Origin of the sequence: Curtobacterium sp. CFBP9011, assembly GCF_034045095.1 — a bacterium.
Taxonomy (GTDB): Bacteria; Actinomycetota; Actinomycetes; order Actinomycetales; family Microbacteriaceae; genus Curtobacterium.
On the sequence record NZ_JAXCWN010000002.1, the window covers coordinates 576,351 to 590,561 of the forward strand.

Below are 14,211 nucleotides of genomic sequence, written 5' to 3' on the forward strand. Positions count from 1 at the left end.
GGGTCAGGCGTCGATGCGCTCGCGGTCCAGGCCCTCGCCCGCCAGGATGAACTCCTTGCGCGGCGCGACGTCGTTGCCCATGAGCAGCTCGAACACCTTCGCGGCCGACTCGGCGTGCGACACGTTCACCCGGCGCAAGGTGCGGTGCGCGCGGTCCATCGTCGTCTCGGCGAGCTGGTCGGCGTCCATCTCCCCCAGGCCCTTGTAGCGCTGGATCGGCTCGAGGTACTTCTTGTTCGACCGCTCGAGCTTCTTCAACAGGGTCGTCAGCTCCTGCTCGGAGTACGTGTACAGCGTGTCGTTCGGCTTGCCGCGGTTCACGACCACGACCCGGTGCAGCGGCGGCACCGCGGCGAACACCCGGCCCTGCTCGATCATCGGGCGCATGTAGCGGAAGAACAGCGTCAGCAGCAGGGTCCGGATGTGGGCACCGTCGACGTCGGCGTCCGACATGATGATGACCTTGCCGTACCGTGCCTGGTCGAGCTCGAACGTGCGGCCGGAGCCGGCGCCGATCACCTGGATGATCGACGCGCACTCGACGTTCGAGAGCATGTCCGACACGGACGCCTTCTGCACGTTGAGGATCTTGCCGCGGATCGGCAGCAGCGCCTGGTACTCGCTGTTCCGCGCGAGCTTCGCGGTGCCCAGGGCCGAGTCGCCCTCGACGATGAACAGCTCGGTGCCCTCGACGTCGTTCGACCGGCAGTCGGCGAGCTTGGTCGGCAGAGAGGAGTTCTCGAGCGCGTTCTTGCGGCGCTGCGTCTCCTTGTGCGCGCGAGCGGAGATGCGGGTCTTCATCTCGGCCACGACCTTCTCGAGCAGCCCGGCGGCCTGCGCCTTCTCGGTGCGCTGGGTCGACGTCAGGATCTCGGTCATCCGCTTCGACACGACCGAGTCGACGATGCGGCGGACGGCCGGCGTGCCGAGGATCTCCTTCGTCTGCCCCTCGAACTGCGGCTCCGGCAGCCGGACGGTCAGCACGGCGGTGAGGCCGGCGAGCACGTCGTCCTTCTCGAGCTTGTCCTGGCCGACCTTGAGCTTGCGGGCGTTCGCCTCGACCTGGGTGCGCACGGCCTTGACCAGTCCGGCCTCGAAGCCCGCCTGGTGCGTGCCGCCCTTCGGCGTGGCGATGATGTTGACGAAGCTGCGGAACACCGTCTCGTAGCCGTCGCCCCAGCGCAGGGCCACGTCGACCTCGCAGGTGCGCTCGACCTCGGTCGAGACCATGTGGCCCTTGTCGTCGAGCATCGGCACGGTCTCCTTGAACGTGCCCGAGCCCTGGATGCGCCAGACGTCGGTCTTCGCGCCGTCCACGGCCAGGTGCTCGACGAACTCGCCGATCCCGCCCTCGTAGCGGAACCGCTCGATGACGGGGCCCTGCTCGACGAGCGCACTCGGCTCGGCGTCGGCGTCGGCGTCGGTCGTGGCCAGCGCCGGCGCTGGTGCCGCCAACGCGGCTCGCTCCGCCGCGGCCCGGATGGACGCGGGACGGGCGTCGGTGATCGTCAGCCCCAGGCCGGGGACCAGGAACGCCGTCTGGCGCGCCCGGTTCACCAGGTCGCCGGTGCTGAACGCGGCGTCCTTCGTGAAGATCTGCCGGTCGGCCCAGTACCGCACCCGGGTGCCGGTGACGCCCTTCTTCACCTTGCCGATGACGCGGAGTTCGCTGCCCGACGTGAACGGCGCGAACGGGGCGTCCGGGCCGATGCCCTGCGCGTCGTCGAAGACGCCGGGCTCGCCACGGTGGAACGACATGGCGTAGGTCTTGCCGCCACGGTCGACCTCGACGTCCAGACGCTCCGACAGCGCGTTCACGACCGAGGCACCGACGCCGTGCAGTCCGCCCGACGCCGCGTACGACCCCGAGCCGAACTTGCCGCCGGCGTGCAGCTTAGTGAACACGACCTCCACCCCGGTCAGGCCGGTCTTCGGTTCGACGTCGACCGGGATGCCGCGTGCGACGTCGGAGACCTCGACCGACCCGTCGGCGTGCAGGATCACGCCGATCTCGTCCCCGTGTCCGGCGAGGGCTTCGTCGACCGAGTTGTCGATGACCTCCCACAGGCAGTGCATGAGGCCGCGGGAGTCCGTCGAGCCGATGTACATGCCGGGACGCTTCCGGACCGCCTCGAGTCCTTCGAGGACGGAGAGATGCCGTGCGGAGTAGTCGGAGCTCACCTGACGAGCGTAGCGATCGAGACCGACACTGCCGGGGCGCACGGCCGGTGTGCCTCGGCCTGGGGACAACCCTTGCGCGCAGAGCGAACGAGGGGCCTCAGGATGCCGGGCATCCAGCCAGGACGTGTTGGAATGGGTGCATTCACCGCACCGTACTGCGATCCGTGAGGAGCACAGCAATGACCCAGACCGTGCAGGACCTCCCCGTCGACGAACTCAACGACAACCACCAGCTCACCGCGGCCGACCGCTGCGACAGCTGCGGTGCGCAGGCCTACATCCGCGCCACCATGGCCAGTGGTGAACTCCTGTTCTGCGCCCACCACGGCGCCGAGTTCAAGGACAAGCTCGCTGCGACCGCGCTCGAGTGGCACGACGAATCGTCCCGGCTCCGCGAGTCCAAGTAGGCGACACACCCGCAACGCACTGGAGGCCCGGTGCCGGTTCTGAGAACCGGCACTGGGCCTCCAGTGCGTTGCCCTGGCGGGCGGGCCTGTCGTGTTGCCCTGGCGGGCGAACCTGGGCGTCAGGCGATGCGCTTGAACGCCTTGTCGACGTAGCGGTCGATCGTCGCGCGAGCCTCGCTGGCGTAGCGGTCGATCGTCGCGGTCCGCGCCGGGTCCGGCGTGTAGCCGCGGCCGAGGCGTGTCGTCGCGGCGGCGAGCACACCGTCGGTCAGCTGCGGGTTGAGCGGCAGGATCGGCCCCTGGGTGTGGGTGCCGAACGAGTTGCCGCTGACCGCACCCTCGACCGGCGAGCCGGCCTGGTTGCCACCACCGGAGACGACGTCCGCGAACGGCGACACCCCGTCGGCCAGCTCGATGCGGGCGGCGTGGTCCTCGAAGCCGGCCAGTCGGGTCGACGCGCCCGGCAGCAACGGGTACCGCGACTCCAGGACGAAGTAGTTGACCCGACGCTCGGCACCGCGGACCGCGCGGGCGTCGAACACGCCGAAGCCGTCGATCGGGGCACCGTCGGTCGGGACGACCTGGTTGGTGGCGAGGTCGAACCCGCCGCCGACCGCGATCACCGGCACACCGGCGACTGCGAAGTCACGCAGGGCAGCGCCGACGCGACCGACGTCGGCCCCGAGCGAGCGAATCGCGCTGAGCGGGCCGTTGCCGACGACGACCACGTCGGCCGTCGCGGGCAGGGCGTCGCCCGGCGCGTACTCGATGACCTCGGTCGCGATGTCGGCGGCGTCAGCGCGGCGGACGAGGGCTGCGACGTTGCCGCGGTCCCCCGAGACGCCCATCTGACGCGGGTAGACGTGCAGGATGGTCAGTCGATCGGCCGTCATGCGGTCTTCTCCATGTCCGGGTGGCCGAGGGCCTTCCGGGCGATCATCATGATCTCGTAGTTGACGATGAAGTTCTTCGTGCCGGTCGTGGTCGACCCGAGCCCCTGCATGTGGCGGATCGCCGACTCGACGTCGGGCTCGACGCGACCGATGCGGACACCGGCGTGCTCGAGCGCGATCGCGATCTGCCAGGCCTTGTCACCGGACACGACGTCGACGTGGTCGAGCTTCGAGAAGTCGATGTCGTAGATCCACGAGATGTCGGGCGTGCCCTCGTCGATCGCCATGAGGACCTGCTCCGGGTGCGCCGGCAGGGCGTCCAGGTTGAGCTGCAGGCTCGCGGCGTTCTTGAACATCGTGAACTCCGCGGACTCCCCAGCGATCGGCAGACGCTCGCCACGCCCGTAGGCCGGCTTCATCCGCTCGAACGCCTTGGTGACGGCGGCCGGACGGAACTGGTCGCCGAGGGCCGCGCTGGCCGTCGCGGCGGCCGCGGCGGCGTCCACCGCGTAGTGGAGGCCCCGGGCCGGGAGGCGGACCGGGATCTCGGAACCGGCGAAGGCGATGGTCGCGGCGTCACCGGTGAAGGTCACGATCTCGGCGTCGGCGGTCGTCTGTGCCCGATCGGCGCCGGCCACGAAGTCGTCGGCGTTCTGCAGGCCGTTCGGGGCCGCGGCGACCACGGCGGTGCTCGCTCCGAAGCGCAGGACCCGCTGGCCGTCGACGGCCGGGTAGGCGTCGAGGAACTGGTCGTCGTGGTTCGTGATGACGTTCGCCGTCGACAGTGCGGCGGTGTCGAGCATCATCGTCGCGACACGCTCGGTCTCGAAGAACCGGTAGAGCTGGTCGACCTGGACGTTGAGCATCGTCACCGTGGACGGCGACAGGATGCCGGCGAGCTCGACCGCGAAGGCCTCGTCGACCTCGAGGATCCCGATGTCCGCCTTGAGCTTGCCGCCCAGCGAGACCTCGGACAGCAGCGCCGACGCGATGCCCTGCGGCAGGTTCGCGCCGGACGGGTTCGTGAACACCCGGAGGCCGTGCGCCCGCACGATCTCCGAGATCATGTGGGTCGTCGTCGACTTGCCGTTCGACCCGAGCACGAAGACGACGCCGTTCGGGAACTGCCGCGTCACGTGCTGCAGGAAGTCCGGCACGAGCTTGAGGACGATGTATCCCGGGTAGGCGGACCCGCCGCCCCGCGCTCGCGCGAGGGCACGGAGGATCCGCCCGACCAGGATCGGGACCACGAAACGCACCGGTCGGCCTACTCGAGGTAGTCGCGGAGCGACTGCGACCGGGACGGGTGGCGGAGCTTCGCCATCGTCTTCGACTCGATCTGGCGGATCCGCTCACGCGTGACGCCGAACGTGTCGCCGATCTGGTCGAGGGTCTTCGGCTGACCGTCACCCAGGCCGAAGCGCATCCGGATCACGCCGGCCTCACGCTCGGAGAGGGAGTCGAGCAGGCTCTCGAGCTGCTTCTGCAGCATCGTGAAGCCCACCGCGTCGGCCGGCACGACCGCCTCGGTGTCCTCGATGAGGTCACCGAACTCGGAGTCGCCGTCTTCACCGAGCGGGGTGTGCAGGGAGATCGGCTCGCGACCGTACTTCTGGACCTCGACGACCTTCTCGGGCGTCATGTCGAGCTCGCGGGCGAGCTCTTCCGGCGTGGGCTCGCGTCCGAGGTCCTGCAGCATCTGCCGCTGGACACGGGCGAGCTTGTTGATGACCTCGACCATGTGCACCGGGATGCGGATGGTGCGTGCCTGGTCCGCCATCGCGCGGGTGATGGCCTGTCGGATCCACCACGTCGCGTAGGTCGAGAACTTGAAGCCCTTCGTGTAGTCGAACTTCTCGACGGCACGGATCAGGCCCAGGTTGCCTTCCTGGATGAGGTCGAGGAACTGCATCCCACGACCCGTGTAGCGCTTGGCGAGCGAGACGACCAGGCGGAGGTTCGCGCCGAGCAGGTGCGACTTCGCACGCTGCCCGTCACGGGCCACCCAGCGCAGCTCGCGCTCGGCCGGCTTCGACAGCCCGGTCGAGTGCTGCAGCTTGTCCTCGGCGAACAGGCCGGCCTCGATGCGCATCGCGAGCTCGACCTCCTGCTCGGCGTTGAGCAGCGCGACCTTGCCGATCTGCTTGAGGTAGTCCTTCACCGGGTCCGCCGTGGCACCCGTGATGGTCGTCGAGTAGACCGGCGCTTCGTCGTCGTCGGTCTGCGAGATGACGAGCGCTCCGGCGGCGACCGCGGCCGCTTCCGTCGCGGGCTTCGCAGCCGAGTCGTCGTCCGAGTCCTCGGTCGCGTCGTCGGTGGCGTCCTCGGCCACCTCGACCGGCGTCTCGTCGTCGGCGCTCGCGTCGTCGTCCTCTGACGATGCGGCCTTCTTGCCGCTCGCCTTCTTCGGGGCCGCCTTCTTCGGGGCGGCCTTCTTGGCGGCGGTGGTGGTCCTGGGGGCGCGCTTCTTCGGCGCGGCCGTGCCCTCCGTCGTGGTCGTGGCGTCTTCCGCCACGACGCCGTCGGGCGTGGTGTCCTTCGTGGGATCGACCGTCGTGCTCCGGGCAGCCATGCGATCACCTTCCTCGTCGTGCCACGTTCCTGGGGTCGTGGCCTTCCCTCGCCACCCAGGGCCACCGCCGCAGTCCCCCACGTCGTCTGGTCCTACCGTTCCGGGCAGCACTAGGACCCATGTCAAGTCCCCCGACGCTGAACGCGAGGAACCCGAAAGGGTCCGTGGTCATTATTGCACGCGACCGTTCCGCAAGCGTGCAACCAGTGCAACCCACAGCGGACCCACCCGTATTCCGTCCTCCGCGTGCAGCCGTGCGCGCGTCCGTCGGCGGGCCAGCAGCAGCATCACGACGCCGAACCCGACCACCACGTACTGCACGGTCATCGCCACGCGGAAGTTCTGCCACGCGAACGTGTCGGTGCCGGACGCCGCCGCCAGGACGTCGAGCAGCGAGCCGATCGCGAACATCATCACGAAGGCCGCCAGGAACCCGCCGACGTTCACCACGCCGTTCGCGGACCCGAGCGAACCGACCGGGTTGAACGAGCGCGCGAAGTCGAACCCGATGAGGGAGCCCGGACCGCCGACGCCCATCGCCACGACCAGCAGGACGAGCAGCCAGGTCGGCGGCTGCCCCGGCCAGAGCAGCACCGCCGTCCAGACGACGCCGAGCGCGGTCACGATCCCGAGCACCAGGTTCGACCGACGCATCGGGAACCGGGCGCAGAGCAGACCGAGTACCGGGCCGGCGACGAACCCGACGAGGACGATCACGGTCAGGAAGGTCGCGGCCTCGGTCGCCGAGTAGCCGAGCCCCCGGAGCATCGGGACCCCCCAGAGCAGGCTGAACACCGTGCCGGACGACTGCGTCACGTAGTGCGACCAGAAGCCCAGCTGCGTGCCCGGGCGTCGGAGCGCGTGCCCGAAGGTGCGGAAGGCCGCTCCCCACGAGTGCGGCAGTGGGATCGTGTCGGTCCGCACGGCCACCGGCCCGGCACGGACGAACACCACCGCCAGGACGAGCCCCACCGCACTGGCGATCGCCGCCACGCCGAACGCCGCGTCCCAGCCGACGGAGTGCAGGAGCAGGGCGAACGGGAACGCCGAGACGATCTGGCCGATCTGCCCGAGGTTGCCCGTCCACTGCGAGATCTGCGGCAGGAGCGACCCGCTGAACCACATCGGCAGCAGGCGCATCACCGAGATGAAGGTCATCGCGTCCCCGGCGCCGACCAGCACCCGGCCCACGATGGCCGGCCCGATCGTCGGGGACAGCGCGACGACCGCCTGGCCGATCGTCAGCAGCAGTGCGCCGAGCAGCACCAGGCGCCGCGGTCCGACCCGGTCGAGCGCGATGCCCACCGGGATCTGCAGCCCCGCGTAGACCGCGATCTGCACGACCGCGAGCGTGGACAGGACGGCGGCGGAGACGGCGAAGCGGTCCTGCGCGTCGACCCCGGAGACCCCGAGGGACGACCGCTGCATGACCGCCAGGACGTAGGCCAGGACGGCGACGCCCCAGACGACGAAGGCACGGCGGGACTTCACCGGACCAGGCTAGCGATCGGTCGGCAGTCAGCCGTCCGGACGCAGCAGCCGGTTCTCAGTCCTCGTCGGCTGCGGTGCGGCGGTCCGCCAGGAAGCGCTCGAGCTCGGCGGCGATCGAGTCGGCGGTCGGCACCTGTCCGTCCGCCCCGGTCAGCGGCGAGGCGACCGGGTTGCCCTCCATGTAGGTGTCGTGGCGCTGCTCGAGCGTCCCGACCAGGCGCTGCAGTTCCGCGTTGCCGGCGACCTGCTCGTCGACGCGCGCCAGGAACTCACGTCCTTCTTCACGCAGGGCATCGGTCGGGAAGATCAGTCCGGTGGCGGCCGAGATGCCGGAGAGCGCCGCCACGGCTGCGTCCGGGAACTCCGTGTCCGCCAGGTAGTGCGGGACGAGCAGCACCAGCCCGGTGACCTGCTGGCCGATCTCGGACAGGCGGTGTTCGACCAGGTGCAGGACGTTCGCCGGCGCCTGGGTCTCGGGCTTCCAGACGCTCATCGACTCGACCAGGTCGGCGCGGGTGCCGGAGACCGTGACGCCGATGGCCCGGGTGTGCGGGACGGGCATCGGGATCGCCTGGACCCACGTCGTGTCGGTCACCTGCAGGTCCTCGGCCAGGTCGAGGACGGCCTGCACGAAGCGGTTCCACTGGAAGTCGGGCTCGTACCCGGAGAGGAACAGGAAGGGCTGCCCGAGTTCGTCGCGCACCAGGTGCAGCGTGAGCCGCGGTGGTTCGACGGCCGTGATGTGGTCGTGCTCGAACGTGATGACCGGGCGACGGGCACGCCAGTCGAGCAGCACGTCGGGGTCGAACTCGGCGACGAGCTGCGACTCGAGCGATCCGGTGATCGACGTCGTGATCTGCGCCACCGCCGAGCCCGCGTCTGCGAAGCCCGTCAGGGCAGCGACGAGGTGCAGCCCGGCGGGCACCGTCGGGGCGGATGCGTCGAGCGTGTAGAGGTCCTCGGGGTGGTTCATCACGCCAATGCTAGGCGGGGGCACCGACGCGACCCGTGTCGGGTCGCGACGCCGACAGCGAACAGGTGACGGGCCTCCAGTCCGACAGCCTGACTGGAGGCGCGTCACCCGTCCGGCGGTCCCCACCGCCTGGCAGGACGCCGTCAGTAGGCTGGACGCATGGTCCGACCGACGCTCTCCACCACCTCTTCCGCCCCCTCCTCCGTCGACGCCGACGTGCTCGTCCTGGGCGTCCGCCCCGGCGCCGACGGCGCGCCCGCCACCCTCGTGCCTTCCGCGGCCGGCCCCGTCGACGGACTGGCCGACCTCGACCTCGCCGCCGTCGGCGCCACCGGCGCGAAGGACCAGCTCGTGCGCATCCCCGGCGGCTCGGCCGTCGGCGTCGCCGCCGCGGGCATCGCGCTCGTCGGGCTCGGCAGTGCCACCGGTCCGGCCGCCGTGCGCAGCGCCGCCGGCAGTGCCGTGCGCCAGCTGCCGCACGTCGCCGCCATCGCACTCGCCCTGCCCACCGAGGACGACGCCACCGTCGCCGCCGCACTCGAGGGTGCCGCACTCGGCGCCTACTCGTTCACCCGCCACAAGGGCGCCGGCACGACCGGTCCGACCCGTGGCGACCAGCGCATCACGGTCGTCGCACCGGCCTCGGTCAGCGCCGACGCCACCGTCCGCCCCGCGATCGTCGCTGACGCGGCGGCGCTGGTCCGCGACCTCGTGAACACCGCCGCCGGGGACCTCGGGCCGTCCGACGTCGCCGACGTCGCGCACGCGCAGGCCGACGGTCTGCCCCTCACCGTCGAGGTCCTCGACGAGACCGAACTCGCAGAGCAGGGCTTCGGCGGGATCGCCGGTGTCGGCCAGGGCTCGGTCCGCCCGCCGCGGCTCGTCGTCGTGCGGTACGAGCCGGCCGGTGCGACCAAGCACCTCGCGCTCGTCGGCAAGGGCATCACGTTCGACTCCGGCGGGCTCTCGCTCAAGCCGGCTGCCTCCATGCTCGGCATGAAGACCGACATGACCGGTGCCGCCACCGTCCTCGCAGCGACGGTCGCCGCCGCTCGCCTCGGCCTCGACACGAAGGTCACCGCCTGGCTCTGCCTCGCCGAGAACATGCCCTCCGGTTCCGCCATCCGTCCGGGTGACGTCCTGACCCTGAAGAACGGCAAGACCGTCGAGGTCACGAACACCGACGCCGAGGGCCGACTCGTCCTCGGCGACGGCATGGCCGCGGCGTCGCTCGAGCAGCCCGACGCGATCGTCGACATCGCCACCCTGACGGGCGCGCAGATGGTCGCCCTCGGTGACCGGACCACCGGCCTGATGGGCAGCGACGACCTCGTCGCCCGGGTCCGCACGCTCGCCGACACGGTCGCGGAGCCGATCTGGCCGATGCCGATGCCGGAAGAGCTCGACGGCCGCCTGAGCAGCGACGTCGCCGACATGGTCAACGCCACCGTCGGGCAGACCGCGGGCGGCATGCTGCTCGCCGCGAAGTTCCTCGAGCGCTTCGTCGGACAGACCGCCGAGGGCACCACGATCCCGTGGGCGCACCTCGACATCGCCGGCCCGTCGGAGAACCGCGGCGCCGGGTACGGCTGGCTCGGCAAGGGCGCCACCGGTGTGATGGTCCGCACCCTGGTCGCACTCGCAGAAGACCTGCAGTCCAAGTAGTAGGTTGGGTTCCGGCGGGGCCGCCGCGTCCGCGCGCGCTCCCCGCCGGAACTGACGGGACGGGACCGGTACAGACGGTCCGACCGCCGGACGCCGCCGCGCGGTGTCCACCGGGACGGCGTCCATGAGACACGAAGCCGCCCCCGACACGCACGAGGGAGTTGCACCAGGTGACGGAACAGACTTACGACGTCGTGGTCCTCGGTGGCGGCAGCGGCGGCTACGCCGCAGCGCTCCGAGCCGCTGAACTCGGGATGAGCGTCGCGCTCATCGAGGGCGACAAGCTCGGAGGGACCTGCCTGCACCGCGGCTGCATCCCGACGAAGGCGCTGCTGCACTCGGCCGAGATCGCGGACGGCGCCCGTGACGCGGAGAAGTACGGCGTCATCGCCGAGTTCGCCGGCGTCGACGTGCCCAAGGTCATCGAGTACCAGCAGGGCGTCATCAACTCGAAGTACAAGGGCCTTCAGGGCCTGATCAAGGCCCGCGGCATCACCGTCGTCGAGGGCTGGGGTCGTCTGACCTCGCAGAACACCGTGCAGGTCGGCGACCAGACCGTCACCGGTCGCAACATCGTCCTGGCCACCGGGTCCTACTCGAAGTCGCTGCCCGGACTCGAGATCGGTGGGCGCGTCATCACCTCCGAGACCGCGCTCCGCATGGACTACGTGCCGAACAAGGTCGTCATCCTCGGCGGCGGCGTCATCGGCGTCGAGTTCGCCAGCGTCTGGAAGTCCTTCGGCGCCGAGGTCACGATCGTCGAGGGCCTGCCGCACCTGATCCCGGCCGAGGACGAATCGATGTCCAAGCAGCTCGAGCGTGCGTTCCGCAAGCGCGGCATCGAGTTCTCGCTGGGTGTCCGGTTCCAGGGCGTCGAGCAGCACGAGAACGGCGTCGTCGTGACGCTCGAGAACGGCAAGACCTACGACGGCGACGTCCTGCTGGTCGCCGTCGGTCGTGGCCCGCTCACGCAGAACGTCGGCTACGAAGAGGTCGGTGTGGCCATGGACCGCGGTTTCGTCACCACGAACGAGCGCCTCGCCACCAACCTGCCGAACGTGTACGCCGTCGGCGACATCGTCCCCGGCCTGCAGCTGGCCCACCGCGGCTTCCAGCAGGGCATCTTCGTCGCCGAGGAGATCGCGGGTCTGAACCCCGTCGTCATCTCGGACACGAACATCCCGAAGGTCACGTACTCCGACCCCGAGGTCGCCTCGGTCGGCCTTCCGCAGTCGAAGGCCGAAGAGCAGTACGGCGCCGACAAGGTCGACTCGTACGAGTACAACCTGGCCGGCAACGGCAAGAGCCACATCATCGGCACGTCCGGTGCGGTCAAGGTCGTGCGCGTCATCGACGGTCCCGTCGTCGGCATCAGCATGATCGGCGCCCGCGTCGGTGAGCTCATCGCCGAAGCCCAGCTCGCCGTGAACTGGGAAGCGCACCCGGAAGACGTCGCGCCGCTCATCCACGCACACCCGACGCAGAGCGAAGCCCTCGGCGAAGCGCTCCTGCACCTCGCGGGCAAGCCGCTCCACGCACTGTGAGCAGCACCGTCGTGCGCACCACGAACACCACAAACCAGAACCACGCCTGCGAGAAGGAGTCCACCCGATGAGCGAATCCGTCAACCTCCCGGCGCTCGGAGAGAGCGTCACCGAGGGCACGGTCACCCGATGGCTGAAGAACGTCGGTGACCGGATCGAGGTCGACGAGCCGCTGCTCGAGGTCTCCACCGACAAGGTCGACACCGAGATCCCGTCGCCGGTCGCCGGCGTCATCGAGGAGATCCTCGTCCAGGAGGACGAGACCGTCGAGGTCGGCACCGCCCTCGTGAAGATCGGTGACGGCTCCGGTGGCGGTGACTCGTCCGACCAGGGTGGGTCCGAGTCCGCCGACGACCAGACCGAGGCCGCCGCCGAGGACACCGAGCCCGAGGCCGCACCGAGCACGGAGCAGGACACCGAGGCCAAGGCCCCGGAGCCCACCGAGCCCGAGCCGACGCCGGCCGGCCAGACCCAGCCCGCAGCACCCCAGGCGCCGTCGGCCCCGCCGGCCGCGTCGCCGGTGCCGCAGGCAGCCCCGGTCCCGCCGCCCGCCGCCGCACCGCCGGCCGCGGTCCCCGCACCGGCCAAGGCTGCTCCGGCCGCTGCCCCCGCCGCCGCGGCTCCGTCGTCGACGCCGTCCGCTGCGGTCCCGAACCCCACCGCCAACGGTGCGGCGTCCGGCTACGTCACCCCGCTGGTGCGCAAGCTCGCCAATGAGCAGGGTGTCGACCTCGCGACCGTCACCGGTACCGGTGTCGGTGGGCGCATCCGCAAGGAGGACGTGCTCGCCGCGGCCTCCGCTGCTGCTGCCGCCCCGGCCGCATCCGGTTCGGGTTCGTCCACGCCGGCACAGTCCGGTCCGTTCGTCGCCGAGGTCTCGCCGCTCCGCGGGACGCGCGAGAAGATGACCCGCCTGCGCAAGGTCGTCGCCGAGCGTGCCGTGCAGTCGATGACCTCGACGGCACAGCTCACCAGCGTGGTCGAGGTCGACGTGACCAAGGTCGCGCAGTTCCGCGACGCTCACAAGGCGGAGTTCCTCGAGAAGACCGGCTCGAAGCTCTCCTTCATGCCGTTCTTCGCCCTGGCGGCGTCCGAGGCGCTCAAGGCCCACCCGAAGATCAACTCGACCGTGGACGGCGACGAGATCGTCTACCCGGAGTCCGAGAACGTCTCCATCGCGGTGGACACCGAGCGCGGCCTGCTCACCCCGGTGATCAAGGACGCGGCGTCGCTCGACCTCGCCCAGTTCTCGAAGTCGATCGCGGACCTGGCGGAGCGCACGCGCAACAACCAGCTCAAGCCCGACGAGCTCGCCGGTGGCACGTTCACGCTGACCAACACCGGTTCGCGTGGCGCGCTGTTCGACACCCCGGTGGTCTTCCTGCCGCAGTCGGCGATCCTCGGCACCGGCATCGTCACCAAGCGCCCGGCGGTCGTCAAGGTCGACGGGCAGGAAGCGATCGCGATCCGGTCGTTCGTCTACCTGGCGCTCTCCTACGACCACCGCATCATCGACGGCGCTGACGCGTCCCGGTACCTGGTGGCCGTGAAGAACCGTCTCGAAGAGGGCAACTTCGCACCCAACCTCGGCTACTGATCTCCAGGAGCTGACAGGTTCGACGGCGGCCCCGTCTCCCCCGGTGGGAGGCGGGGCCGCCGTCGTCCGCGCTTCCGGCGTGACTCACCCGACACCCCACAGCCCGGCCACGACGACCCCGGTCACGACGACGCCCGCGGTGATCAGCCCGCGCAGCCCGATCCGGTGCGATCCGACCGGCAGGCCGGTCCGGAGGAGCGCGCGCACCGCCGCGAGCAGCCGGCCGACCACCGACTCCGGAGCCGTGGGCGCTGCAGCACCCGCATCGAGGGCGAACGTGAACGTCATCGGCGGCGGTTCCCACCGGACCGGCCGGGGCGGGGCGGTCGCACGGACCATCCGGTCGAGCGCGAGGAGTGCTGCTCCGCCGTCACGACGGGCCAGGGTGCACGCCTGGTCGATGGCGTCGCGGCTCGGCTCGCGCGGATCAACCCGGTCCCAGACCGCCCGGACGGCGAGCACCAGCGCCTCGGCACCCGTGACCACGCCGGGTCCACGCTCCCTGGTGGAGCCCGGCGGATGGTCGACCAGGACGACCGCTCCCGCGTCGTCGACCAGGACGTCCTCCACCCCGGCGCGACCGAGCAGCAGCGCCCCGGCATCGGCGAGCAGGGCGATCTCGAGCAGCGGGAGCGTCAGCGTGACGGCGACGCCCACGGTCGGTGCTCCGATGCGGTCGAGGGCGGCGGCCAGTGCGAGGCCGGCGGGTGCCGATGCCCGAGCGACCAGCGCGCCGGTCTCGTCACGACCGACCTCGGCGACCCCCACCAGGTGGTCGTGCGTCATGGTGCTCCGGTCGGCGAGCCACTCGGCGAACGCGTCGGCGGGCTCCGGCACGCGCCAACAGAGGTCGATCTGTTCCCACAATTCCATGGCGACCATCGTGTC

The 14,211-nt window shown here is 70.7% G+C and carries 11 protein-coding genes; 4 read left to right on the forward strand and 7 right to left on the reverse strand.

Going from position 1 to position 14,211, the window contains the following annotated elements; genetic code table 11:
- Positions 1-3 precede the first annotated feature (3 nt).
- A complete protein-coding gene (locus tag SOM35_RS06980) occupies positions 4-2,181 on the reverse strand; it encodes a DNA gyrase/topoisomerase IV subunit B (protein WP_320514853.1) in 2,178 nt (725 codons plus the stop codon).
- A 179-nt stretch (positions 2,182-2,360) separates the two neighbouring features.
- On the opposite strand from SOM35_RS06980, the gene SOM35_RS06985 reads away from it, so the two are divergent.
- Positions 2,361-2,588: a DUF7455 domain-containing protein gene (locus SOM35_RS06985; RefSeq protein ID WP_111073283.1), complete on the forward strand. Its 228-nt coding sequence runs from the start codon at positions 2,361-2,363 to the stop codon at positions 2,586-2,588.
- A 119-nt stretch (positions 2,589-2,707) separates the two neighbouring features.
- Here the strand turns inward: SOM35_RS06985 and SOM35_RS06990 are convergent, their stop codons facing one another.
- The 5 genes from SOM35_RS06990 to SOM35_RS07010 form a co-directional block, all read right to left on the reverse strand.
- Positions 2,708-3,481: a type 1 glutamine amidotransferase gene (locus SOM35_RS06990; protein WP_320514854.1), complete on the reverse strand. Its 774-nt coding sequence runs from the start codon at positions 3,479-3,481 to the stop codon at positions 2,708-2,710.
- Positions 3,478-4,740, reverse strand: coding sequence for a MurT ligase domain-containing protein (locus SOM35_RS06995; RefSeq protein ID WP_320514855.1), 1,263 nt, complete (start codon positions 4,738-4,740; stop codon positions 3,478-3,480). Before SOM35_RS06995 ends, SOM35_RS06990 begins: the two co-directional genes overlap by 4 nt.
- Before the next feature lie 8 nt (positions 4,741-4,748).
- The gene (locus tag SOM35_RS07000) at positions 4,749-6,053 is read right to left on the reverse strand and encodes an RNA polymerase sigma factor (protein ID WP_320514856.1); all 1,305 of its coding nucleotides are present in this window, start codon (positions 6,051-6,053) and stop codon (positions 4,749-4,751) included.
- Positions 6,054-6,224: 171 nt separating this feature from the next.
- Positions 6,225-7,544 (reverse strand): MFS transporter, encoded by a 1,320-nt coding sequence (locus SOM35_RS07005; RefSeq protein WP_320514857.1) that lies wholly within the window; start codon positions 7,542-7,544, stop codon positions 6,225-6,227.
- Positions 7,545-7,599: 55 nt separating this feature from the next.
- Positions 7,600-8,517, reverse strand: coding sequence for a proteasome assembly chaperone family protein (locus SOM35_RS07010; protein WP_111073278.1), 918 nt, complete (start codon positions 8,515-8,517; stop codon positions 7,600-7,602).
- Between the two features lie 159 nt (positions 8,518-8,676).
- Here SOM35_RS07010 and SOM35_RS07015 point away from each other — a divergent pair, with 159 nt between their 5' ends.
- The 3 genes from SOM35_RS07015 (at position 8,677) to sucB (ending at position 13,323) form a co-directional block, all read left to right on the forward strand.
- Entirely contained in the window at positions 8,677-10,182 is a 1,506-nt protein-coding gene (locus tag SOM35_RS07015; RefSeq protein ID WP_320514858.1) for a leucyl aminopeptidase, read from the forward strand.
- Between the two features lie 170 nt (positions 10,183-10,352).
- Positions 10,353-11,726 (forward strand): dihydrolipoyl dehydrogenase, encoded by a 1,374-nt coding sequence (gene lpdA, locus SOM35_RS07020; RefSeq protein WP_320514859.1) that lies wholly within the window; start codon positions 10,353-10,355, stop codon positions 11,724-11,726.
- A gap of 67 nt (positions 11,727-11,793) precedes the next feature.
- Positions 11,794-13,323, forward strand: coding sequence for a 2-oxoglutarate dehydrogenase, E2 component, dihydrolipoamide succinyltransferase (sucB, locus tag SOM35_RS07025; RefSeq protein ID WP_320514860.1), 1,530 nt, complete (start codon positions 11,794-11,796; stop codon positions 13,321-13,323).
- A gap of 84 nt (positions 13,324-13,407) precedes the next feature.
- Here sucB and SOM35_RS07030 read toward each other — a convergent pair whose 3' ends face one another.
- Complete coding sequence (locus tag SOM35_RS07030) at positions 13,408-14,196, reverse strand: hypothetical protein (RefSeq protein WP_320514861.1); 789 nt, start codon at positions 14,194-14,196, stop codon at positions 13,408-13,410.
- Positions 14,197-14,211 lie beyond the last annotated feature (15 nt).

Bases quoted from the DNA above. Each gene is read 5' to 3' on its own strand.
- SOM35_RS06985 (WP_111073283.1), top strand. From the start codon at position 2,361: ATGACCCAGACCGTGCAGGACCTCCCCGTCGACGAACTCAACGACAAC.
- SOM35_RS06990 (WP_320514854.1), bottom strand. From the start codon at position 3,481: ATGACGGCCGATCGACTGACCATCCTGCACGTCTACCCGCGTCAGATG.
- SOM35_RS07000 (WP_320514856.1), bottom strand. From the start codon at position 6,053: ATGGCTGCCCGGAGCACGACGGTCGATCCCACGAAGGACACCACGCCC.
- SOM35_RS07010 (WP_111073278.1), bottom strand. From the start codon at position 8,517: ATGAACCACCCCGAGGACCTCTACACGCTCGACGCATCCGCCCCGACG.
- SOM35_RS07015 (WP_320514858.1), top strand. From the start codon at position 8,677: ATGGTCCGACCGACGCTCTCCACCACCTCTTCCGCCCCCTCCTCCGTC.
- sucB (WP_320514860.1), top strand. From the start codon at position 11,794: ATGAGCGAATCCGTCAACCTCCCGGCGCTCGGAGAGAGCGTCACCGAG.
- SOM35_RS07030 (WP_320514861.1), bottom strand. From the start codon at position 14,196: ATGGAATTGTGGGAACAGATCGACCTCTGTTGGCGCGTGCCGGAGCCC.